21 protein-coding genes and 1 riboswitch are annotated in these 22,164 nt (G+C 31.2%); of the genes, 8 read left to right on the forward strand and 13 right to left on the reverse strand.

Going from position 1 to position 22,164, the window contains the following annotated elements; genetic code table 11:
• Nucleotides 1-78 precede the first annotated feature (78 nt).
• Nucleotides 79-573, forward strand: coding sequence for a GNAT family N-acetyltransferase (locus CLOCEL_RS03490; RefSeq protein ID WP_010074767.1), 495 nt, complete (start codon nucleotides 79-81; stop codon nucleotides 571-573).
• A 126-nt stretch (nucleotides 574-699) separates the two neighbouring features.
• On the opposite strand, the gene thiE is transcribed toward CLOCEL_RS03490, so the two are convergent.
• From thiE to CLOCEL_RS03525, 8 genes are all read right to left on the reverse strand, one after another.
• Entirely contained in the window at nucleotides 700-1,353 is a 654-nt protein-coding gene (gene thiE, locus CLOCEL_RS03495; RefSeq protein WP_010074766.1) for a thiamine phosphate synthase, read from the reverse strand.
• A gap of 54 nt (nucleotides 1,354-1,407) precedes the next feature.
• Nucleotides 1,408-1,542 carry a hypothetical protein gene (locus CLOCEL_RS23650; protein ID WP_278184405.1) on the reverse strand — a complete coding sequence of 45 codons (135 nt, stop codon included), beginning with the start codon at nucleotides 1,540-1,542 and terminating at the stop codon, nucleotides 1,408-1,410.
• 101 nt (nucleotides 1,543-1,643) lie between these two features.
• Entirely contained in the window at nucleotides 1,644-2,255 is a 612-nt protein-coding gene (thiF, locus tag CLOCEL_RS03500) for a sulfur carrier protein ThiS adenylyltransferase ThiF (RefSeq protein ID WP_010074765.1), read from the reverse strand.
• Nucleotides 2,255-3,364 (reverse strand): 2-iminoacetate synthase ThiH, encoded by a 1,110-nt coding sequence (gene thiH, locus CLOCEL_RS03505; protein ID WP_010074764.1) that lies wholly within the window; start codon nucleotides 3,362-3,364, stop codon nucleotides 2,255-2,257. Before thiH ends, thiF begins: the two co-directional genes overlap by 1 nt.
• Before the next feature lie 145 nt (nucleotides 3,365-3,509).
• Nucleotides 3,510-4,280, reverse strand: coding sequence for a thiazole synthase (locus tag CLOCEL_RS03510; RefSeq protein WP_010074763.1), 771 nt, complete (start codon nucleotides 4,278-4,280; stop codon nucleotides 3,510-3,512).
• Between the two features lie 194 nt (nucleotides 4,281-4,474).
• The gene (gene thiS, locus CLOCEL_RS03515; protein ID WP_010074762.1) at nucleotides 4,475-4,675 is read right to left on the reverse strand and encodes a sulfur carrier protein ThiS; all 201 of its coding nucleotides are present in this window, start codon (nucleotides 4,673-4,675) and stop codon (nucleotides 4,475-4,477) included.
• 318 nt (nucleotides 4,676-4,993) lie between these two features.
• Nucleotides 4,994-5,093, reverse strand: a riboswitch (TPP riboswitch).
• Nucleotides 5,094-5,158: 65 nt separating this feature from the next.
• Nucleotides 5,159-5,539, reverse strand: a complete 381-nt coding sequence (locus CLOCEL_RS03520; RefSeq protein WP_010074761.1) for a DUF4363 family protein — start codon at nucleotides 5,537-5,539, stop codon at nucleotides 5,159-5,161.
• A 17-nt stretch (nucleotides 5,540-5,556) separates the two neighbouring features.
• A complete protein-coding gene (locus CLOCEL_RS03525) occupies nucleotides 5,557-6,288 on the reverse strand; it encodes a DUF421 domain-containing protein (protein ID WP_010074760.1) in 732 nt (243 codons plus the stop codon).
• 155 nt (nucleotides 6,289-6,443) lie between these two features.
• On the opposite strand from CLOCEL_RS03525, the gene CLOCEL_RS03530 reads away from it, so the two are divergent.
• Nucleotides 6,444-8,090 (forward strand): nucleoside kinase, encoded by a 1,647-nt coding sequence (locus CLOCEL_RS03530; RefSeq protein WP_010074759.1) that lies wholly within the window; start codon nucleotides 6,444-6,446, stop codon nucleotides 8,088-8,090.
• 174 nt (nucleotides 8,091-8,264) lie between these two features.
• Nucleotides 8,265-8,423 carry a hypothetical protein gene (locus CLOCEL_RS22995; RefSeq protein ID WP_010074758.1) on the forward strand — a complete coding sequence of 53 codons (159 nt, stop codon included), beginning with the start codon at nucleotides 8,265-8,267 and terminating at the stop codon, nucleotides 8,421-8,423.
• A 65-nt stretch (nucleotides 8,424-8,488) separates the two neighbouring features.
• Here CLOCEL_RS22995 and CLOCEL_RS23000 read toward each other — a convergent pair whose 3' ends face one another.
• Complete coding sequence (locus CLOCEL_RS23000; protein ID WP_010074757.1) at nucleotides 8,489-8,626, reverse strand: hypothetical protein; 138 nt, start codon at nucleotides 8,624-8,626, stop codon at nucleotides 8,489-8,491.
• Nucleotides 8,627-9,596: 970 nt separating this feature from the next.
• Between CLOCEL_RS23000 and CLOCEL_RS03535 the strand changes: the two genes are divergently transcribed.
• The gene (locus tag CLOCEL_RS03535) at nucleotides 9,597-10,499 is read left to right on the forward strand and encodes a D-alanine--D-alanine ligase (RefSeq protein ID WP_010074755.1); all 903 of its coding nucleotides are present in this window, start codon (nucleotides 9,597-9,599) and stop codon (nucleotides 10,497-10,499) included.
• A 56-nt stretch (nucleotides 10,500-10,555) separates the two neighbouring features.
• A complete protein-coding gene (locus CLOCEL_RS23005) occupies nucleotides 10,556-10,720 on the forward strand; it encodes a hypothetical protein (RefSeq protein ID WP_010074754.1) in 165 nt (54 codons plus the stop codon).
• 159 nt (nucleotides 10,721-10,879) lie between these two features.
• Here CLOCEL_RS23005 and CLOCEL_RS03540 read toward each other — a convergent pair whose 3' ends face one another.
• Nucleotides 10,880-11,662, reverse strand: a complete 783-nt coding sequence (locus tag CLOCEL_RS03540; RefSeq protein WP_010074753.1) for a DUF4931 domain-containing protein — start codon at nucleotides 11,660-11,662, stop codon at nucleotides 10,880-10,882.
• Between the two features lie 331 nt (nucleotides 11,663-11,993).
• On the opposite strand from CLOCEL_RS03540, the gene CLOCEL_RS03545 reads away from it, so the two are divergent.
• Nucleotides 11,994-12,767, forward strand: coding sequence for a tetratricopeptide repeat protein (locus CLOCEL_RS03545; RefSeq protein WP_010074752.1), 774 nt, complete (start codon nucleotides 11,994-11,996; stop codon nucleotides 12,765-12,767).
• 215 nt (nucleotides 12,768-12,982) lie between these two features.
• A complete protein-coding gene (locus tag CLOCEL_RS03550) occupies nucleotides 12,983-13,498 on the forward strand; it encodes a hypothetical protein (protein WP_010074751.1) in 516 nt (171 codons plus the stop codon).
• A gap of 137 nt (nucleotides 13,499-13,635) precedes the next feature.
• On the opposite strand, the gene CLOCEL_RS03555 is transcribed toward CLOCEL_RS03550, so the two are convergent.
• On the reverse strand, nucleotides 13,636-15,312 hold the full coding sequence (locus CLOCEL_RS03555; RefSeq protein WP_010074750.1) for a glycoside hydrolase family 2 protein: 1,677 nt from the start codon (nucleotides 15,310-15,312) through the stop codon (nucleotides 13,636-13,638).
• A 195-nt stretch (nucleotides 15,313-15,507) separates the two neighbouring features.
• On the opposite strand from CLOCEL_RS03555, the gene CLOCEL_RS03560 reads away from it, so the two are divergent.
• Nucleotides 15,508-16,296, forward strand: a complete 789-nt coding sequence (locus tag CLOCEL_RS03560) for an AraC family transcriptional regulator (protein WP_010074749.1) — start codon at nucleotides 15,508-15,510, stop codon at nucleotides 16,294-16,296.
• Between the two features lie 310 nt (nucleotides 16,297-16,606).
• Here the strand turns inward: CLOCEL_RS03560 and CLOCEL_RS21970 are convergent, their stop codons facing one another.
• Together CLOCEL_RS21970 and CLOCEL_RS03570 are read right to left on the reverse strand one after the other, a co-directional pair.
• Nucleotides 16,607-20,638, reverse strand: a complete 4,032-nt coding sequence (locus CLOCEL_RS21970; protein WP_013291608.1) for an FMN-binding protein — start codon at nucleotides 20,636-20,638, stop codon at nucleotides 16,607-16,609.
• Nucleotides 20,639-21,158: 520 nt separating this feature from the next.
• Entirely contained in the window at nucleotides 21,159-22,100 is a 942-nt protein-coding gene (locus CLOCEL_RS03570) for an IS982 family transposase (RefSeq protein WP_010077629.1), read from the reverse strand.
• Between the last annotated feature and the right edge of the window lie 64 nt (nucleotides 22,101-22,164).

Genomic DNA, 22,164 nt, shown 5'->3' on the forward strand with positions numbered 1-22,164 from the left:
TTTTTGCTTAATAATACTTTATGTTTGCTTTAATAGATGCATGATTTATAATTATACACATTAGTAGGGGGATGAATTATGGTTATAAGGGAAATTGAGACTAGAGATGCAGATGCCTTTTGGCAAATGCAATTTCAGTTAGATAAAGAAACAAAATTTATGATGTATGAACCTAACGAAAGAACAAAGAATTTAGAGTTGATTAAGAATATTATCCAAAAAGCAATAGATGGAAGTAATTTATTATTAGTTGCAGAAAATGATACAGAGATTGTTGGTTTTATTTCTGTACAGAGAGGTCTACCTAATAGAATTAAGCATACAGCATATATTGTTGTTGGCATACGAAAGGCTTTTCAAGGAAAAGGGATTGGCAGTGAGTTCTTCAAAAGATTAGATTTATGGGCGCGACAAAATAGTATAACAAGACTTGAATTAACAGTGATGAGTCCTAATATAATTGCTAAACATCTGTATGAGAAATATGGCTTCGTTGTTGAAGGTATAAAAAAGAATTCTATGTTTGTTGATGGGGAATATGTAGATGAATTTTATATGGCGAAATTATTATAATTAAGAACAGAATATACATTCTCAGTTATATTGCAATGTTTATAAAATATGCAATATGTACCCTATAGGATAAGGCTTTAATAAAAGTTTGTCTTATAGGGTACTTTTATGAGTTTAAAAATATTCTTAGAACATTTTGTATAGATTTTTAATTGTTAAAGGAATATCTTCAGCAGCAGTTATTTCTGTTACTAATGAAATTGTTTTTGCGCCATGCTCGATGACAGAAGTTAAATTATGTGCCTTTATTCCGCCGATAGCAACGAAAGGTAAGTCAATGTTTTTAACAACGTAATCTAAATAAGTAAGTCCTACAGGGTCACATACATTCTTTTTAGTTTTCGTCGGAAAGATAGGACCAACACCTATATAATCGGCACCAACAGCAATAGCATCAAGGGCTTGACTAGGTTCATGGGTAGATAAACCTAGAATCATATCAGCCCCAACGTATCTACGAACATCGTCAACTGGAAGATCTGTTTGTCCAACATGGATACCATCAGCTTCTACCATCATTGCTATTTCAACATCATCATCTACAATAAATGTACAATCAGCTGCTTTAGTTAAATTTCTTATCGCTAGGCATTGGCTGTATTTTTCACGAGCTGTTTTATCCTTAGCTCGGTATTGTATAATTCTGATGCCAGAAGCAAGCATCTCTTCTACTACTTCGATATTACTTCTTCCTCTTGAACTGTCTTCATCAGTTATGCAATAAATACCGCCTTCTCTTAAGTTATAAATTCCTCTTTCATAGCTTTCTCTTGAAGCCATATTATATCTCCTTTCATTTTCCACGGTGAATTAGAATCGCAGAATTATGATATTTTATTTAAAGATATATAAGTTACTTGTCTTATTTTCATAAGCATCACTAATACTTTTAATATTCCATGGATGTATTTCATTAGGCAAAGTGTCTTTTTCAAAGAAACTTATCTTTTGGATTTCATTTTCGCACATAATATTCTGTTGCTTTCATCAAAAACAGCAGCAAAAACACCTACCTTTGGCATATTTATTCCTTCTTTCATTAATGAAATATAACAAGTATTTTTAAGAAGTTAAGCTATATTAATTAAGTATTCTAAAACAATATCAGCTTGTTTAGCTGCGGCTACTAGAACTCTTGGACAAAGTGGTGGATTGTCTGAAGAAAGCTCTGTCTTAAAATCACCTATTATATAAAACTTATCATGAATTTTTCTTGTTACTATATTATCGCTATTTCCATAACCAGCAAGCCCAGAAACTGCTACAAGTAGTTTGTCAGAATTATAATATTTCTCGCATATCAAAGCCTTGAATTCACTTTTATCAAAGGCTTCGATAACTACATCACAATCTTTAAAAGCATCATCTACGTTATGAGAAGTGATTTTTTCGCATACTGCTTCAAAATTAAGTTCTGGATTAATCATTGAAAGATTATCCTTTAATGCATTAACCTTCTCTTTGCCTATTTGTGATATAAAATAAAACTGTCTGTTAAGATTGCTAGCAGAAACTATGTCAAAGTCATAGATTTTAAAGTTCTTTAGTCCGCTACGAACAAGGCATAAAGCAACGTTAGAGCCAAGACCACCAGCACCAGCGATACCAATTTTAAATTTTTGAAGTTTTTCTAGAGCTTCTTGATTTATGTATGAACTTACGCCTTTTTCAAATGTATTCATTATATCAGCACTTCCCAGTCTTTTAGAATTGGTTGATATCCTCGATTAATGATGACCTTTGAGAATTCTTCAAGTCCTCTGTCATCGCTTATTTCAAATTGAGGAACACTTTCTTCTTCCTTAACAGCATGACCACCAACTTCTGTTATAGAACCAGCAGACATCTTTGTAACACCGAGTCCGATTATATTCTCTCTAAAGCTTGGGGTCTCTCTTGTAGAAATAGTGATTCCACAGCGTGGCATAAAAATTCTAAGAGCTGTCATAGCTTGAACAAGAGACTTATCATCTACACCTTTAGGCATAAAGGGGTTGCCGGCATGTGGGCGTATTCTTGGAAGTGATATAGCTATATCAGTGCCAGGATAATTATCTTGAAGATATTTTCCGTGTAGTCCTGTGAAAAAACTTTCCTTTTGCCAAGAATCAAGTCCAAGTAATGCTCCAATATTTACGTTATGCATTTTTGCTTTGCAAGCTCTTTCAGGAGCATCAAGTCTAAAATGATAATCGCTCTTTGGACCTTTTGGATGTAGTTTAGGATATAAATCTTCATTATAGACTTCTTGGAACATGGTGAAGCTATCAACACCAGCAGCAACAAGTTCTTCATATTCTTCTATAGTAAGAGAATATACCTCCACAGCAATTGAATGAAGATATTTCTTTAAAACTCTTGCACAGTCTGCGATATAAGAAACTGGAGTAACTGCTCTAGCATCACCAGTGAGGATTACTACATGTCCAAAACCTTCCTCGCTAATAGCTTTACCTTCAATTTCTACTTCCTCTAGGCTTAATTTCTTTCTTGGTATATGGTTGCTAGTATTAAAACCACAATATACACAATGGTTTGTACATATATTAGAAAGATATAAAGGTGTAAAGATATTTATAGTTTTACCAAAGTTGCTAGTTGTAAGACGGTTTGCCTTTTGTGCCATTGCTTCTAGGTGAGCTGAAGCTTTTGCTGATAAGAGTGTAAGATAATCAAGTTCCGTAGGAAATTCTGCATTTATAGAACGAATTACATCATTATCAGTAACTTTTTCAAAAAAGCTATCAAAATCAAAATCTTTATAGGTAAGATATTTATTATAAAAACTCATTAATAATCCTTCTTTCTGAAACTCTTGTATTAAGAGATACAAGTTCCAATAAAGAAACTACATTTTTATATAAGGTATAGTGTAGAAACTTAAGTGGAGCTTATATAACTAAAGAATCTCAAAGTAATTTTCTATATAGAATTCTTTAGTCAAGGAAACCAGTCAGTGGTGTAGAAGCTTCAGCATAATCGCTAACAATACCAGGCTTAGATAGGTAAGCAGCTCTACCAGCCTGAACAGCAAATCCAAAAGCTTTAGCCATTAATACAGGATTACTAGCAGTTGCTACTGCAGTGTTCACTAAAACAGCAGAGGCACCTAGTTCCATAGCTTCAGCAGCTTCGGAAGGCTTACCAATCCCAGCATCAACTATTATTGGAAGATCTATTTCTTCTATAAGAATTTTTACTAGCTCTTTAGTTTTTAAGCCTTTATTAGTACCAATAGGAGCTCCAAGTGGCATTATTGCTGCAGCACCTGCATCTCTCATTGATCTTGCAGCATATAAATCTGGGCACATATAAGGAAGAACTATAAAGCCGTCCTTTGCAAGAATTTCTGTTGCTTTTGCTGTTTCATAATTATCTGGTAGAAGGTACTTATTATCAGAAATAACTTCAATCTTAACCCAATTTCCACCACCAGCTGCTCTTGAAAGCTGAGCTATTCTTACAGCTTCTTCTGCATTTCTTGCACCATGGGTATTAGGCATTAATATACATTCTTTTGGAATGTAATTTATCATGTTTTTATCTGGGTTATTAAAATCTATACGGCGAAGAGCAGCAGTAACAACATGAGCACCAGAAACTTTTATTACATCTGGAATTAACGATTCATCAGCGAATTTTCCTGTACCTAAAAATAATCTGCTATTTACTGTTTGTCCTCCAATTATTAATTTATCTTCAATCATTATTAAAACCTCCAATGTTAATCTAGTGTACTACTTGCAAACCTAATGTGTATTTGATTTACACAAGGACTATATAGCCCGTACTTTTTGATTATTTTTCTTATTTTTAATAAAAAATAATACATGGTAAAGTAGAAATTTCCAATATAGAAAGTTTCTAGTTTAAGTTAATGGTATTATTATGAGAAAATATATCAGCCGCCACCAACAAAACGAAGCACTTCAATTGAGTCATTTTCTTTTAGGATTAATGTATTCCAAGAATCTTTAGGAGCGATAGATTTGTTTAATTCTACAATTACTTGTGCTGGGTTTATATTATGGACTTCAAGAATTTCATATACTGAAATATTTGAAGCAACATCTATGGAGTTTCCGTTTAATACAACATTCATAAAAACACCTCCTTATTTCTTTTATGATAAATATATATAAATAATAACAATGCAAACTTGAGTTATATAAGTTCCAACAATGTTTATACATTGTAAATCATGTAATGTGGATAGAATTAGTGTAGAGTTTTTATTGGAACATATAGATTTAAGACTTGATTATTGTTTGCAAAGCCTAGTAGATTAGTGTAATTTAAATAAAAAAGCGGTATAGAACTTGCACTAAAACTTCCTTAAATGGAATCTAATACAATCATATACCGCGAGAACATTCTGGGCAAACAAAAAAGCTTACCCGGAATGAGTAAACTCCTATGCAAAATATGCATGTAGCTTCCCTCCGGCGGTATTAACCGCTTCAGGTTCAAAGAGTTGAGGATAAACCTCTCTCAGCCTTTTGGCACCCCTAGCCTAAAATTATTTAATTACTATTACGAGAACATTATAAACCTAAAGTAAGTATATGTAAAGTCACTATCAAAACTAAAAAATGCCTTGAAAAGAAAGTTCTTCTTGGTGAATCACTTTCATAAACAGCATTTTTATAGATTCTAAGGACGGAGAACATTCTTCTTTAACATAGTTTTTCATGTATCCTTTAAGTTTCACCATTTCATAAGTTATTGCATCAGTATCATTATGATTTACAAAGAACGTTACAAACTTTAGGTGTTTCTGCCAATGTTCTATTAGGTCATCAGTTTCTTTTATAGCTTCTTCCCACTGATTATCGTCAACTAATTTATCAATTTTATCAGTAGCTTCAATGAGATGGAGATTTATATAATGAAGATAATTATTTATAAAATATATACTTACAAGCATTAAGGCGAATAATCCTAAGGAGGTTATTAAGTTTTTCATGAAAAATCACCTCTATTTTATTGCTTTTTTCCTTTATTCTTATTGCTTTTTTCTTGGTTATTATTTTGTTTTTTAGAATCATTTTTTCCTTGGATATATAGTTCACCCTGGCAATCTAGTAAGGCTAAGATGATGTCTTTAATATCTTTATGACCTTGTTTCTGAATGGTGTTTATAAGCCACTTTTCGTCCTTTTCAGCAAGCTTTAAATTATATTCCCTAATTTTGCCATCGACCACCAGGGTTAAAGGCAAGGTATCTTGGGTACAATGGATGTTCATATCCTTTTTTGTTGGCGGAGTAAGTTCAGTTTTCGGGATAATAGAAAGTTCACCACAAGTTTCTAATATAGCAAATTCTATATCTTCTATGTTAAAGTAGCCTTCAAGCCTTAATTCTTCTAAAAGATCATCTATGTTAAATTTTTGTTTTTTCATTTCTTCAAAATCTATATAACCATTTTTAATTAAGATGCTTGGATGACTTGAAAAAAGAATTCGAGTCTTTTCAAATTTCATTTGAATAAAGGAAATCATTACCTCAAGGAGAATTAAGGTAATAATGGGTATAATACCGTATAAAAGTGGTATTTTGGAATCAACTATAGGAAGCGATGCAAGTTCTGATACTATTATGGTAACAACTAATTCAAAGGGTTGTAACTCGCCAATTTGCCGTTTCCCCATAAGACGCATAGTAAATATTATGAGAAAAAATGTGATAATTGTTCTTATTATTGTTGTATACATAAAAAAACTCCTTGATTGTTTGTATATTTTATATTTTTCTCAATATTTTTAAAATTATGATAAGTTTCAAGGCAAAATCACGTATAATAATAGTAACAGTAATAATTAGACAGAAGATTGGAATAAATGCGGTAAGCGAAGGGAAGTGTATTTACATGATAAAGATTAACTTAAACGGAAAAACTATTGATATCGAGGCAGGAAAATCAGTATTAGAAATTGCAAAGGCAAATGGAGTATTAGGCGACTTTGATGTGCTAGCTCTTGTAAATGGTAATACTGTAGCATTAGAAACCATTATAGAAAAAGATAGTGAGATATCTTTAATTAATTATACAGATATAAAAGGTCATAGAGCTTATGTTAGAACATTGCAGTTCGTGCTTATAAAAGCTATAAATGATATATTCCCAACAGCTAGGGTAACCCTAGAACATAGCTTAGGAAAAGGAATATTTGGTGAGATAAAAAAAGATACGCCATTAAATGAAGAAGACATATTAAAAATAAAGAAGAGAATGCAAGAGCTTATTGATAAAGATATTGTAGTAAATAAATATAAAGTTCCTAAAAAACGTGCTATTGAAATTTTTGAGGGATATGGCTATGAAGATAAGATAAAGCTTCTTGAATATATAACTAAGGAAGAACTTACACTTCATGAGATTGATGGACAATACGATTATTTCTTTGGAGATCTTGTTTCAACAACAGGGATGCTTAAGACTTTTGATCTAAAGTTATACGATCCTGGATTTATTCTTATAATTCCAAATGACAAAGATCCAAGTAAGGTAGCAACTTTCGTTGATCATAAAAAGCTATTTAAAATTTTTTATGAAACAGAGCAATGGGGAAATATTTTAGGTGTTGGTGATATAGCTTCCTTAAATAGTAAGGTTGGTGGTAAGGATACCTTAGATTTGATTCTTATTTCAGAAGCATTGCATGAAAAGAAAATAGCTTATATAGCAGATAAGATAAAAGAAAAAGAAGGCGTGAAGCTTGTTTTAATTGCAGGACCATCTTCATCAGGTAAAACTACCTTTGCAAAACGTCTTGGAATTCAATTAAAGGTTAACGGCTTAGAACCAGTGCCAATATCTTTGGATGATTATTTTGTTAATAGAGAAGACACTCCTTTAGATGAAAATGGTGAATATGATTTTGAGGCAATAGATGCTATTGATATTGAAGGCTTTAATAAGGACTTGACAGCACTTATGGATGGAAAAACTATAACTCCTCCAAAGTTCAATTTCATAACAGGAAGCAGATATTATGATGGTACTACTTTAACAGTGCCAGAAAATGGTGTTTTAATTGTGGAAGGTATCCATGGGTTAAATGAAATTTTAACAAAGTCTATTCCAAAGGAAAATAAATTTAAAATATATATAAGTGCTTTAACTCAGATTAACATAGATGATCATAATAGAATTTTCACTACTGATGTAAGAATGCTTAGAAGGATAGTAAGAGATTCTCTATCAAGAGGAACAATGGCAAAGGAAACTTTAAAAAGATGGCCATCTATTAAAAGGGGAGAAGAGAAGAATATTTTCGTATTCCAAGAAGAAGCGGATGCTATGTTTAACTCCACTATTATTTATGAAATGGGAATTTTAAAGAAATATGCATTAAAAGAATTACTTAAGATAGAAAAAGGCGAACCAGAATACGATGAAGCAAGAAGATTAATTAAGTTCTTAAAGCCTATAAAAGAGGTTGATGTAGAATTAGTTCCTAGAAATTCTATAATGAGAGAGTTTATAGGTGGAAGTTGTTTCTATCAATATTAAAATAAAAGCTGAGCATACTATAGTTGTAAGAGAGTGTCTGTGAAATTTATGAATATATATATATGTTCCAATAAAAATAACTTTGGTTCAACTAGAGTATATAACTTTAGTGTAAAGATTAAATTGGACTTATATATACCTTTCAGAAAAATAAAACACTTAAGGAGAGATAGTATGCCAAAAGATAGCCAACCAGATAATAAAGTAGCTAGAGAATTGAAAGCTAATTTTCAAACTCCTATAACTGATGAAGAAGGTAAAAATAAAAATCGAACAAGGAAAAAGCTTTCTGTTCCGCGAGAAGGGTTTCGTAGTGACCATATAGGCAATTAAATATAATAAAAAAGAAATATAATGCCAATGTCATTTAGCTAACAGCTTGACATTGGCATTATGTTCTATTTTTTCTTTTTGCTTTTTTTGTCTTTAGTCTTTGAAGACTTGTCATCTTTTTTTCCAGACTTCTTTTTTGAATCTGAACTTTTTTTAGTGTCTGAACTTTTTGTAGGTTTAGAAGCTTTCCAAGCCTTTGGCATACTATTTCACCTCATACCATTTCTCTAATATTATTATAGGATTTTTAAAGCCAAAACTAACCGGCACAAATGATAAGTAATAGGAGTTTATGATGACTAAAGAAAATTAGAATCACTCCTAATGAGGAAGAATTATCTAACAAAATATAAATATAGCTTCAAATTTTCAACGGTCATTGTGTGAAAGGTAGTTATGAATTAAAAATCCTTTGTAGAGTTCCAAGATGTAAAATACTACGAATAATAAAAATATTTATGGGATATGTGGGTCAAAGTGAAATATGATTTTAATATTAACTGAATTTAAAGGAAAAGTATCTTGGAACTCTATAATAAAATATATGAGGTAATAAGTGAATAAATTACTTTATGAAAATTCTAAGTTGAAAATGAAAAAATCTGTGTTAAGGAATGTTATCAAATCTTAACACAGATTTTTTGAGCTTATATTATTTATCCTTTTTATTCTTTTTTGCTGGTTTTTCTGATTGAATTTCTTCAGCAACCTCAGCATTAGCTTTTAAGGATGTGCTTTTAGCTTTTTTCATATTCCTATTTTTAGCCACTTAAAATCAACTCCCTTCAAGTGTTAGTTTATCCAGCAAGGAAGAAATTATTCTATATTGGAATAAAAATTTCCCGATACTAATTAGATGGTAAGGGGAAGAGCTTTCCCCTAAGTGAAGATTAGTTTTTATATATTTTCTATCAGTCAACCATCATAGGAAAATTAAAAAATATGAGAGTAGAATTGTTTATTAAAGATTAAAAAATAAAAACTATATTGAAAACTAGTGAATAGTAGTTGTAAACTAACTATATGAAGTAATATATAATATATAAGTTCTAGATTAAATTTCTGGACGAGTTTTACTAATATAGAGATTCTTGATATATAGAGTTTCTTTAAGTGAACATATGGAAGTTACTAACAATTAAAAAGAAACAATGTGAAGATGGAGGAATTCAAATGAAGGTTGGAATATTAATGGGGGGTATATCTTCTGAAAGGGAAATATCCTTAAAATCTGGTGAAGCAGTATTTAATGCTATAGATAAGAGTAAGTATGAACCAGTTGCCATTGTTATAGATTCAAAAGAAGATATAATAAACAAGGTTAAAGGAATAGATTTTGCTTTTTTAGCTCTTCATGGACAATTTGGAGAAGACGGAACGGTTCAATCAGTACTACAAACTTTGAATATACCTTATTCCGGTTGCGGTCCTATGACTAGTGCAATCTGTATGGATAAGGATATGACAAAGAAAGTTTTGAAATCTCAAGGAATAAACACAGCTAGATGGACAACTGTTAGAGCAATACAGGATATAGATTATGCGCTATTAGACAGCATAGGTTATCCTTTCTTTGTTAAGCCTAATAGTGGTGGTTCAAGTGTTGCTACTAATCGTGTAGATAAAAAGGAACAAGTGGAAGCAGCAGTTGTAGAAGCATTAAAATATGATACAGAGGTTATGATAGAAGAGTACGTGAAAGGTGATGAAATAACGTGCTCTATCATAAATAGAAAGACATATCCTATAGTTGCTATAAAGCCGACTGGTGAATTTTTTGATTTCACTTCAAAATATCAGGATAATGGTGCAGAAGAAATCGTCGTTCAATTAGAAGAAAATTTAAGTAAAACTGTTGAAGCTATGGCTATAGCTTGTTGGGATGCTTTAAAATTTTCTGCTTATGTAAGAGTAGATATGATAATAAAAAATAATGTTCCTTATGTTTTAGAACTTAATACCCTTCCTGGTATGACAAAGAATTCTTTGCTCCCTAAGAGCGTTGCGGGAGCAGGAATTTCCTATACAGATCTTATATCGCTTATAATTGAAGAGTCATTAAAGGTAAAGAGATAGGAATTTAGGACGAAAATTTACTAGATAGTTTTAGTAGAGGAAGGATAAGGAGTATCATGAAAAAATCGAAGAAATCATCAAAGACTAAAGCAATAACACTATTTTTGGTACTTATAGTATTAGGCCTTATTTCTTTTTCTTTTTTCAAAATTACTAAAGAGTTATTAGACAAGGAACTTGGACAAAACTCTTTAATCGAAGTTGTTTATAAAGCTTATTAGATTAAGTATGAAATAATCAAATGCAAAAACTATGTTAAACAATTTTAGTTAACATAGTTTTTTTATATTATAAAAATCGTTGCAAATTTTAGTTTGTATCAATAAAGTAAAAGTTCAAGGTTATGCTTTTTATATTAAAATAGCTATAAAATAATAGTTTTACAGCACCGTAGCTACATCATGAAAATAAAGTTGCTTTACGTGCTCAACAATTTTATCTTGATTATTCGATACTTGTCCAATAGAGAAACCTATAAACAATGGTGAGGTAACAAATCTAGGAACAGCCTTGCAAATTAGCTTACCCTTCCAATCATAAAAGAAAAGATTAAAACTATCACATTTAACATAAAAATTATTCAGTATATAATGAACAATTTTTTGTATGTTATCAGCCATTATATCCAGAAAACTTAAATCATCTATTATAATATTAAATTCAGTGAAACTAGCTTTAGGCTTGGACGAAAGATTAAGAACACAGCCGTTAGTTTCATAGATTGTTAAGCCTTCAAAAAACTCATCTTTTAGGTTTTCTTCGTAGTTTATATTTTTTAGTCCAACAATTTGCATATGTGAATGAGCAATACTTCCACCAGAATATGGGCCATGATTTTTGAAAAGAAGTACTGATTTAAATTCATCCCTTTTTTTCATATCTAGCCAATGTGATACTGCAAAGCGTAAAAGTTCTCGCATATGCTCTTCGCTGTAAGTTGATATATTCTCTCTGCAACTATCAGTTTCTATAATTAAAGTCTGGAAGGCATCTTCAAAGGTAGTATATTTATTTTTTAGGAATATAAATACTCCTTTTTCATCGAAAATATCTGTTAAGTTTTCCTTATGACAAAATGGGCATACAGTTGTTTGGTTAATTATAGTGTTTGGTTTTTTTATACTAATATTAGATATAAATTTTAATTGCTTATGAGAATTCATTTTTTCACCTACTTCAATGAAATATCTTAATTTTTAAATGAGAGTGCTAGCACTTTTAAAATTAATTATACCATATTTTTTTATATGAATATGGCAGAAAATATGACGATAATTACTATGAATATAAGATAAAAAAACTCTATTTTTGTTTTTATTGTCATGGTATTATTAATTATTGTATTACACATAGCCTATGTAGGTATCATTTTGATTAAATGAACAAGAAATTTACATAAGTTAGAGTGTTTAACTATTGGCAATGTTAAGAGTTTAAAGTTATATAGTTCAATGATAAACGTGAAAATATTCTAATTAGGAAAGGCAATGACACATGACATTTGAAGAGTACTATGGGATAGGGGAAAGCTATTATAAGAATAAGGAATATGCTAAGGCATTAGAACATTTTAAGAAATGTATTAGTATAGATAATTACTATTTTTGCCTTGAATATATTGGATTGTGCTATCTCCAGTTAAAGCAGTATGAAGTAGCAGCACGGATTTTTCAAAAAATAAGTGAAGATATTCCAGAACTAGCTTCGTCAAGAATTAACTTAGGAAGGGTCTATTTATATCAAGATCTATTAGAAAAAGCTTTTGAAAACTTTATTAAAGCAATTGATATGGAGCCTGATAATGAAGATGCTTATTTTTATTTAGGTGTATATTTTGGAAAAATAAATAAATATGAAGAAGCTAAAAGCTGTTATAAAAAGTCATTAAGTATAAATATGGAGCAGTCAGAGGCACATTTAAACTTAGGCATTTGCTATTATAATTTGAAATTTTTTAATGATGCATTACATGAGTTTCATTTAGCTTATAACTATGATAATCAATGCTTAGAAGCCAGAGAGAATATGGGACTTATATATGTTGAAATGAATGATTATGAAAAAGCATTAGATGAATTTTTGTTTATTAATAGAATGCAACCTGATGATGTAGTAAATATAGTTGATATTGCACATTGCTATTGTCAAATTAATGATTTCTACAGTGCTGAAACCTGGGTAAAAAGAGCTATGACTATTAACCAAGAAGATGACTTTTTAATTACTATGCTAGATATGATAAAGTCTAGTATCGAAAAAGAAGATTAATTTCTATGCAAGATTATTAAATATACTGAGATTATAAAAGAGTTTGAGGAATTAACTGAATTTGCAGAAAAATGTAATTAAATTTGAAGAATCAAAACTATATAGGAATAGGTATTAAGCTATTTGCTGATAGTTTTTAATAAGAATATATTGCCATAGAGGGTTTATATAGAATAAGTAACAAAGAAAAAATTAGAAATAATGGAGGTATTATTTTGTTTGTTCTAATTAATTTATTAATGAAGGTTTTAGATAATGGGGTGAAAGAAGAAATAACACCATTATCTGAAGGTAAAATTGTATTAAAACTTAGTAAGATCTATGGAATTGCAGGTGTTTTATCAATAATTACATCCGTAATATTTGCAATAATAGCTATTTTTAGTGGAAGTGTTAGCAAAGATGATATACTAAGTGTTTTAGCCATAGTTGCATTATTCCTTTTACTTGGATTGATTTTAGTACTTTATTCAAGAAATACTATGATTGAGGCTTCAGCTGACAAAGTTGTATACACTGGATTAACTGGTAAAAAGAAAGAAATAAGATGGAGTCAAATTAAACAAGTTTCCTTTAATAATAATTCAAAGGAAGTAACTTTAAAATCAAATTCCACAAAGATTAAAATACATATTCATTATAGGGGTATTAGAAGCTTGCTTATACTAATTAAAGAGAATGTAGACGAAACGATCTATGGACAAACTCTTAGCCAGTTAGGTGTAGATTAGTTTAAATAAAAAGACAAGTATTAAATGAATTAAGTATATACTAATTGTTTTATATTAATATCTTTAAAAAAGGCTTAGTGTAAAAGGAGATGATGTTTTAACCCAGATAGAGGTACAAAAACATCGTCTCCTTGTTTTTATTTCAGATAAGAATGAAATATTTCCTTTACTTTATTAAAAGAAAGCTTTTCTCTCCGATAAATATCTACTATTCCTTTATTATTCTGGCATTTTGGTCTTCCGTGAAACCAACCATTGTCTACCCTACAATCTGCATACTGCCATATAATCACTCCACTTAATTCCTCATCAGATAATATAGAAGTTAGCTGCTCTGTCAAAATATATTGTTGATATTCTTCAGTCCACTTTTCCATGTTATTACTTCTAAAACCATAGATTGCGCCCGCTCCTATTTCACTGATTAGTAACGGTTTACCTGCTCCTTCTTTACTATTAACGAAATTTTTAAGAGCGTTCAAAGAATCTTTTAGCGGTGTATTGTGATACCATCCAGGATAAATATTAAAGGATACAATATCAACTAGATCAAGGCATAAATCTGAACCTATGTGAGCTTCAAGACTTGCAAAGGTTACTGGACGACTAGAATCCAGACTCTTAATAAGCTTAAACTGTTTAGCATAGCAGGACCTTCCAAACTCTGTATTGCTGACACATTCATTTAAAATCCCCCATACATAAATAGATGGATGATTTATGTGATTTTCAATCATTTCTTTAATACAGTCAGAACTCTGTTTTTCAAAGTTTTTGTGTTTCATCTGTTCTTCGTTTAACCCTCGGGCATGAGCCTCTTCCCATACGAGTATTCCATTTTCATCACATAAATCAAGGAACCGTTCGTCATTAGGATAATGGCAAGTGCGAATGCAATTTGCACCTAATGACTTAATAATTTCTATATCACGATACATTGCTTCAATTGGAATTGCGCATCCAAATTCAGCATAGTCTTCATGGCGGTTAACTCCCTTGATGATAACTTTTTTTCCACTAAACAAGATATCCTTTCCGTTAACTTTTATATCACGAAAACCTACTCTATCTATTAGATCATCCACTACTTCATCATTATATAAAAGCATAGCATTCATCATATATAATTTAGGATTTTCCAGTGTATATATAATTGCAGAAGAAAATTCAAAGGTATTCTCAAATAGTGTTTCAGCATTAGGCAGAAGAGCTTTATTTGCAAAAGAGACAACCTCATCTCCAATCCTAATCTGAAGCGTTACATTCTTTTGCTCATTGGAAAGATTACTTATAGATGCACTAATCGATGCATACCATTTATTATTTTCACGGTATGGAATAAAATGAACATATTTTATAAACATTTCATCAATTTCTTCTATTACCATAGGACGAGTAATTCCACCGTAAGAATAATAATCATTGGTCACATGCAAAGCAGACTCCTGGTGAAAAGAATTATCAACTTTAATCTCCAGTAAATGCTCACCATAAGGTATATCTTGTAATAGCACGCTAAATTCTGTATAAGCATTATAATGGTATCCAACCTGTTTATTGTCCAAGTAAACATATGCTGTGTGACTCACTCCTTTGAATACAAGACGAATATTACCTCCAAAGGTTACTTTCTTAGAATACATCGCCTTTCCTTTATAAGACGCTAGCTTAGGAGTGCTCTCCCAACAACCGGGAACAAGCATTTTAAATGCCTCCTGTTTTTTATCTTCCGAATTTAACGTATGAAAATCCCAGACAGGATTAAGATGAATTTCTTTACGTACAATGTGATTTTGAAATAATCTCGTATTCATTAATTTTCTCCTTAAGATTTTTATTATCAATGACATTAACATTGTTTAGAAATACTGACAACAAATCTACTGATAAAAAATAATATAGTAAATAAATATTAAGTTCGTTATAACAACTAAAGTATAATAAATTGAAATGTTACTATCAATAATCTATAATAAGAAGAAACTGATATATTCTAAGGTGGTAATGAAATGTTTAAAATTCTGCGTATGGGTTGTAATACTACACATGATAACAATTTTTCTGTTAATCGTCTTAATGGATATCAATGGTGTCTTCTATTGCTTGTAAAGTCTCCAGCAGTTTTTATTATAAACGGAAAAGCAATATCTACACCCGCTAATACTTTGATAATATATGATAGAAATTATCCACATCAGTACAGGGCAAATGGAGCTGAATATAAAAATGATTGGATACATTTTGAATTTGATTCAGGATTTTTTAATGAATACTTAACTATGTTAAATACGCCGTTATATATATCAAATCATTATTATATATCTGACTTGATTCAAAAAATGGCAAATGAGTTTTATTCAAATAATTCTTATAAGGAGCAAACCATAGAATATTTGATGCAGATTTTATTAATAAAGGCGAAAGAACAGATGGAGATGAAAACTTTTCAAACTAAGCAATCAAGAATTCATGACGAACTAATTAAACTACGAAGTGAAATATACAGTAATCCACGTAACAATTGGTCAATAGCATTAATGGCTGAAAAACTACATATAAGCTGTGGGTATTTACAAAGTGTTTATAAAAACACCTTTTTCATCTCCTGTATGTCAGAGGTTATAGAAAGTCGAATTACTTATGCTAAAGAACTTTTAATTGAATCAGAGCTGCCAGTGGGGGAAATATCGAATTTATGTGGTTATCAAAATGAAGTCCATTTTATGAGACAGTTTAAGAAGCTGACTACATTAACTCCTACTGAATATCGTAGGTTAAACAGTAAATTAGGCAAGTAAAATTAATTTAATAAGGCTTTCTCCGATTGCCACTAATAATTTATTATTTATATTAAAGAATATTTTGAAAACCTCCTTGTGAATGGTTGCTGGATACAACCATTTGATCACAAGAAGGTTTTCTTTTTCTTATTAAATTGTTACCAATTATTCAATGTCAATGTGAAAGCATTTCTTTAATGAAACACTTAAGATAAGTAGTGTGTTTTTCTTTTCATATCTTTTATTTGTGGTTTCTTTATGTGCATGTTTATCGAAGTAACGTTAAAATATTAGATATATAAGTTGAAGTATTAAAGATATATCTAGATTATGATAAGTCCAAAGTCTCATCATGAGCATCACGGAGAGCAACCTTAACAGCCTCCATTATTCCAATGCTTGATCTTGTGGCTCCTGATATTGTATCAACAGTGGTTGATTGTTTTTCAATTATAGATGTGGATACTGGTAACCATGCTTTCTCAAAATATGAAGGAGTTTCATTATTTTCTTTAATTTCTATATTAGTTATTATGTTATCTTTAACTGTAACATCTACATTAAGACCTGCTTTATATCCTAAGGCAACACCCCTGTAGGTTCCATCTTTATATGGCGCTACTGGATCAGCAGAAAGTGCAAGTTTTGATTGTCTTAAAGCATCTTTCACAGCATTTGATATACCAATACTTGATCTTGTTGCTCCTGATACAGCGTCAACATCTGCTGATTGTGTAGAAATTATTTGATCTGGAAGTAAAGGCCATACTTTACTAAAGTAACTTGGTGTTTCATTATTTGCTCCAAGCTCAATCTTTAATATTTTATTATCTTTTATAGTAACTATAACATTAAGATTATCTCTATAGCCATTTGCTTTACCAGTGTATATACCATCTCTAAATGGTGCAATTATATCACTAGCACTTGGATAGGTGCTTATCTCACCAGTAGATGCAGCTGTTGAAAGTGCAGCTTTTACAGCATTTTTTATACCGTTACTTGATCTTGTAGCTCCTGATACTCCATCCACTGCTAAAGATTGTGTTTTAATAATTTCATTTGGAATCAATGGCCAAACTTGATTGAAGTAGGATTCTGTCTCAGCTTGTGATACCAAATCAATATTAGAAATCTTACCACCAGTAACAGTTACATTAATATTTATAGATGATCTTCTATTATAGCCTCTTGCAGCACCACTATAAACTCCATCCTTATAAATTGCTTTGCCCAATGCAGAATTTACAGCATCCTTTATACCATTACTTGTTTGAGTTGCTCCTGATACAACATCTACGTCAGTTGACTGAGCTGTGATTATCTTTTCTGCCATTGGAGTCATTGCTTGCTTCATATAGGATAAATCTTCTCTGTAGGATATTAAAGCAATGTTAGTGATTTTACTATCCTTAACAGTCACATCTAGAATAAGATTATTTCTACGACCTCTAGCTATACCTGTATATGTACCGTCTTTGTAAAGTGGATATACTTTAGTGACAGGTGTATTGTTATCAGGTTGTGTTGAACCATTGCCACCTGGAGTAGGAATTGTTGGGTTAGTTGGTGTCGTCGGCTCTGTTGGGTTAGTTGGTGTAGTATTAAGCTTAGCATCCTTCAAAGCGTTATTAACAGCTTCGATTATACCTTTACTTGATCTTGTTGCACCTGAAACAGTATCTACGTTTGTATTTTGGTTACTGATTATTCTCTTTGGTACAAGGTTAAAGGCGTTTTCGTAGAACCCAGGAGTTTCATCATGTTCCATAATAGTGATTTCGGAGATTTTCTTATCCTTTACAGTAACTGAAACCTTAAGATTTGGCATAAATCCATTGCCAGTACCTGTGTATACTCCATCTTTATATAAACCTTCGCCAGTGTATACTGGTAGCTCATTTCCAGGATTGTTATTACCTCCAGGTTGTGTTGAACCATTGCCACCTGGAGTAGGATTTGTTGGGTTAGTTGGTGTCGTCGGCTCTGTTGGGTTAGTTGGTGTAGTATTAAGCTTAGCATCCTTCAAAGCGTTATTAACAGCTTCGATTATACCTTTACTTGATCTTGTTGCACCTGAAACAGTATCTACGTTTGTATTTTGGTTACTGATTATTCTCTTTGGTACAAGGTTAAAGGCGTTTTCGTAGAACCCAGGAGTTTCATCATGTTCCATAATAGTGATTTCGGAGATTTTCTTATCCTTTACAGTAACTGAAACCTTAAGATTTGGCATAAATCCATTGCCGGTACCTGTGTATACTCCATCTTTATATAAACCTTCGCCAGTGTATACTGGTAGTTCATTTCCAGGATTGTTATTACCTCCAGGTTGTGTTGAACCATTGCCACCTGGAGTAGGATTTGTTGGGTTAGTTGGTGCTGGTGGTACTGTTGGTGTAGTATTAAGCTTAGCATCCTTCAAAGCATTATTAACAGCTTCCATTATACCCTTACTTGATCTTGTTGCACCTGAAACAGTATCTACGTTTGTATTTTGGTTACTGATTATTCTATTTGGAACAAGAGCAAAAGCATTTTCATAGAAGCCAGGAGTTTCAGTATGTTCCAATATAGTTATGTTAGTTATTTTTCCACCACTAACGGTAACTGAAACCTTAAGATTTGGCATAAAGCCATTTCCTATTCCTGTGTATATTCCATCTTTATATAAGCCGTTACCTGTGTAAGTAGGTAAATTTTCAGGAGTAACTGCTTTGTTAATTGTATTATTATTTGTAGTTGAACCAGTATTAGTTGATGCTGTGTCTTTAGGTAATTCACCACTGATTATTGCTTGTTCTAAAGCATTTTTAACAGCAGCCATTATACCTTTACTTGACATTGTAGCTCCAGAAACTATATCTACATTAGTTGACTGTGCTGCAATGATTCTACTTGGTATTGCCTCGAAAGCTTTTTCTTTAAAGCCAGGAGTTTCGTTGTCTGATGTAATTTCAATGTTTGCTATTTTACCATTAGTTATTGTTACTGCAACTGTTAGTCCTGGTTGGTATCCAGTAGCTGAACCTGTAAAAGTACCGTCTTTAAATTTTAAGCTTGAGTCCATAGAGACATCTGGTGATTTATTTTCAGTTTTAGTTTTGTCAGTAGTATTTTTATTATCTGCTGAATTCTTATTTTCTACTGTTAGTTTTCTTGCTTTTTTTAGAGCATCTGCAACAGCTTCTTTTATACCGTTACTTGATTTTGTTGCCCCAGATACTATATCTACATCTGTTGTTTGTGAAGCTAGAATTTCCTTTGGAACTATGTCAAAGGCTTGTTCATAATAGCCTGTAGTTTCTTCGTGTGAGGTTATTGCAATGTCTGATATTCTACCTTGAACTATTTTTACTTCTACTGTTAAGTTTGGTCTAAAGCCTGTACCAACCCCGATATATATTCCATCATTGTAAAGAGATTCATCTGCCTTTGCGATTTCTGCTGAAACAGCTTTATTTGAAAGACTTGTATCAGGTTTAACAAATTTTTTGCCAAAGAAAATAAAACTAAATAATAAAAGCGCTGCAATTGTTGAAGAATACCATTTTAAGTTGATTTTCTTAAAGGCTACTAAATGAGGATTGCTTCTATGGCATACGTCTACACATTTTAAGCAAGAAATACACTCACCGCTGTCTACTGCTTCTACCTCTGATAAGTTTAATCCCATAGGACACTTTGAAGTACACAATTGACACTTTCCACATTGAGCAGTTGGTTTACTGATAGATATTAATTTGAATTTTGATGTTATAGCTAAGATTCCACCAAGAGGGCATAAATATTTACAGAAAAATCTCTCAATAAGTAAAGCTCCAACTGTTATTAAAGCTAAAAGTATAAAAGCTATAGGCATTAATGGTGCCATGGTAGCTATTTGAGGTAATTGGGCAAAAGCATCCCAAGGGCTTATACTAGTTTCAGGGGCTAAATCCAAGAACCAGAAAGCGATCATAATAAATAATAAAACTATGTACTTTATGTATCTGAGTTTTTCATCAATTTTTTGTGGGATTTTAATTTTTTTCTTGATGAATTTCCTAGAGACCCAATATAGAAAATCATTATATGCTCCAAAGGCACATAACCAGCCACAGAAAAATCTGCCTATTAAAATTGATAAAGCGACTACAGCAATAAAAGCTGCTAAAAAGTTAAAAGAGGTTACTAAACTAAAGTCCTCTCTAGTTAATCGTAAAAACATACTCTTGAAGCCTGTGAAAGCTAAAGTAAACATTCCAGAAAAGAAGTATAAGAATATAAGCTGAATTATTGTTCTAGAAATTTTTATTAAGGTAAATTTCCTTTTGAGAACATTTATTTTTTTGCTTATGTTAGATGATTTTAAATCCAAACTATGACCCCCAATACGATTCTAGCTAAATATAGATGCTAGATAATCTTTTTTTAATATGAATGTATAGGTCTATATCTCATTTAAATGAAAATCTATGAGATTATAGAGTGTAAGTTATATTTTATGTAGGAATATATAAGTTCTAATAATGTTTCTACATTTAAAATGCATATACAATTTATGAAATCAATGTAGATTTTTAATTGGAACATATAGCGTTAAATTAATAAATACACCTCCTAACAAAAGAGATAAATATTTTTGTGAAATACTAGGAAATGATATAATAATGAGTTTCATTATCAATAACAAAGTGCAATTTTGAATAATTATTATAATTTAAGAAGAAAATCTAACATGTTAAAATATATAAAACTGTAGTTAAATCTTCTACAATGATTTTGCATAGTTTAATATAACCTGTTGTGCTAGCAGATAAGTTTTCATTAAAAGGATATTTATACCATGATTTTAGGCAGTCCTATCCTATTGTCTCATATACTGTTTTTGGAAATTATTATCCGAATACTAATTCTTTAATCTTTGATATTTCTATACCTATATTAAAAAATTTATTTATAAAATAGCAAAGATTATGAGCTAATATTTTATTTGATATTCTTGTGGCAAATCCCCAAGTTGATTTTGTAAGAACCCTCTGCATATTTAATTGCTCGGAGAGCTGAGAAAAAGTAGTTTCTACTCTACGACGAGCCTTGAATATCAACTGCCTAAAAGGTTTTAAAAGTTTAGTTTTACTATTGTTACGATTTATTGTTAAAAGACGAATGTACCTTGTTTCTTTTAATTGCGAAGCAACTTTTTGACCTATATATCCTTTATCACCTATTAGTATATCAATCTCTGAATTAGCTGTGAGTTCCCAGACGACATCTCTGTCATCAATATTTGCTGCTGTTACAGTAAAATCTGTGATATAGCCATCGAGGGCTACTAAAGCATGTAATTTGAATCCATAATATGTTTCTTTTTTCGAAGCGCATCGCCCGTAGGCAGCCTCCGGCTTAAAAGCTTTATGGAAATGAGCTCTCCCAAACTTACACACAGGAATTGGCATACTATCTGCAATTCTCATTCGGTCATATTGATAGTTAAGAAATTTCGTTAACTCTTTACGAATTTCATCAATGACTCGAAATAATGACTTTCTAACTCTATGAAACCTCGGCCTACTACAAAAGTTGGGAAATAAGTCTCGTAGGTTTTTAGAGCAAAATCCAAACCATGCTTTTTCAGAGTCAATGGTTAAGAGTTCACCTACTAAAGAAATCGTAATTATTTCGCTATCAGTCATTACTGATTTAGCGATGTTACGACGATTTTTAATAAATGTTGGAGTTACTTTTTGGTAAAAGTCATCAATTATAACATAAGTGACAACAATAAAATCTTTTAAGTCATTTATTGTTATGGTAGAATCTTTATTAAACTCTGGCATATAGGTTAGCCTCCTATCATTAGATTAGTGGTGTTTTTTAATGATAGGTTAGCAAATATGCTGG

This window comes from Clostridium cellulovorans 743B (assembly GCF_000145275.1).
Lineage (GTDB): Bacteria > Bacillota > Clostridia > Clostridiales > Clostridiaceae > Clostridium_K > Clostridium_K cellulovorans.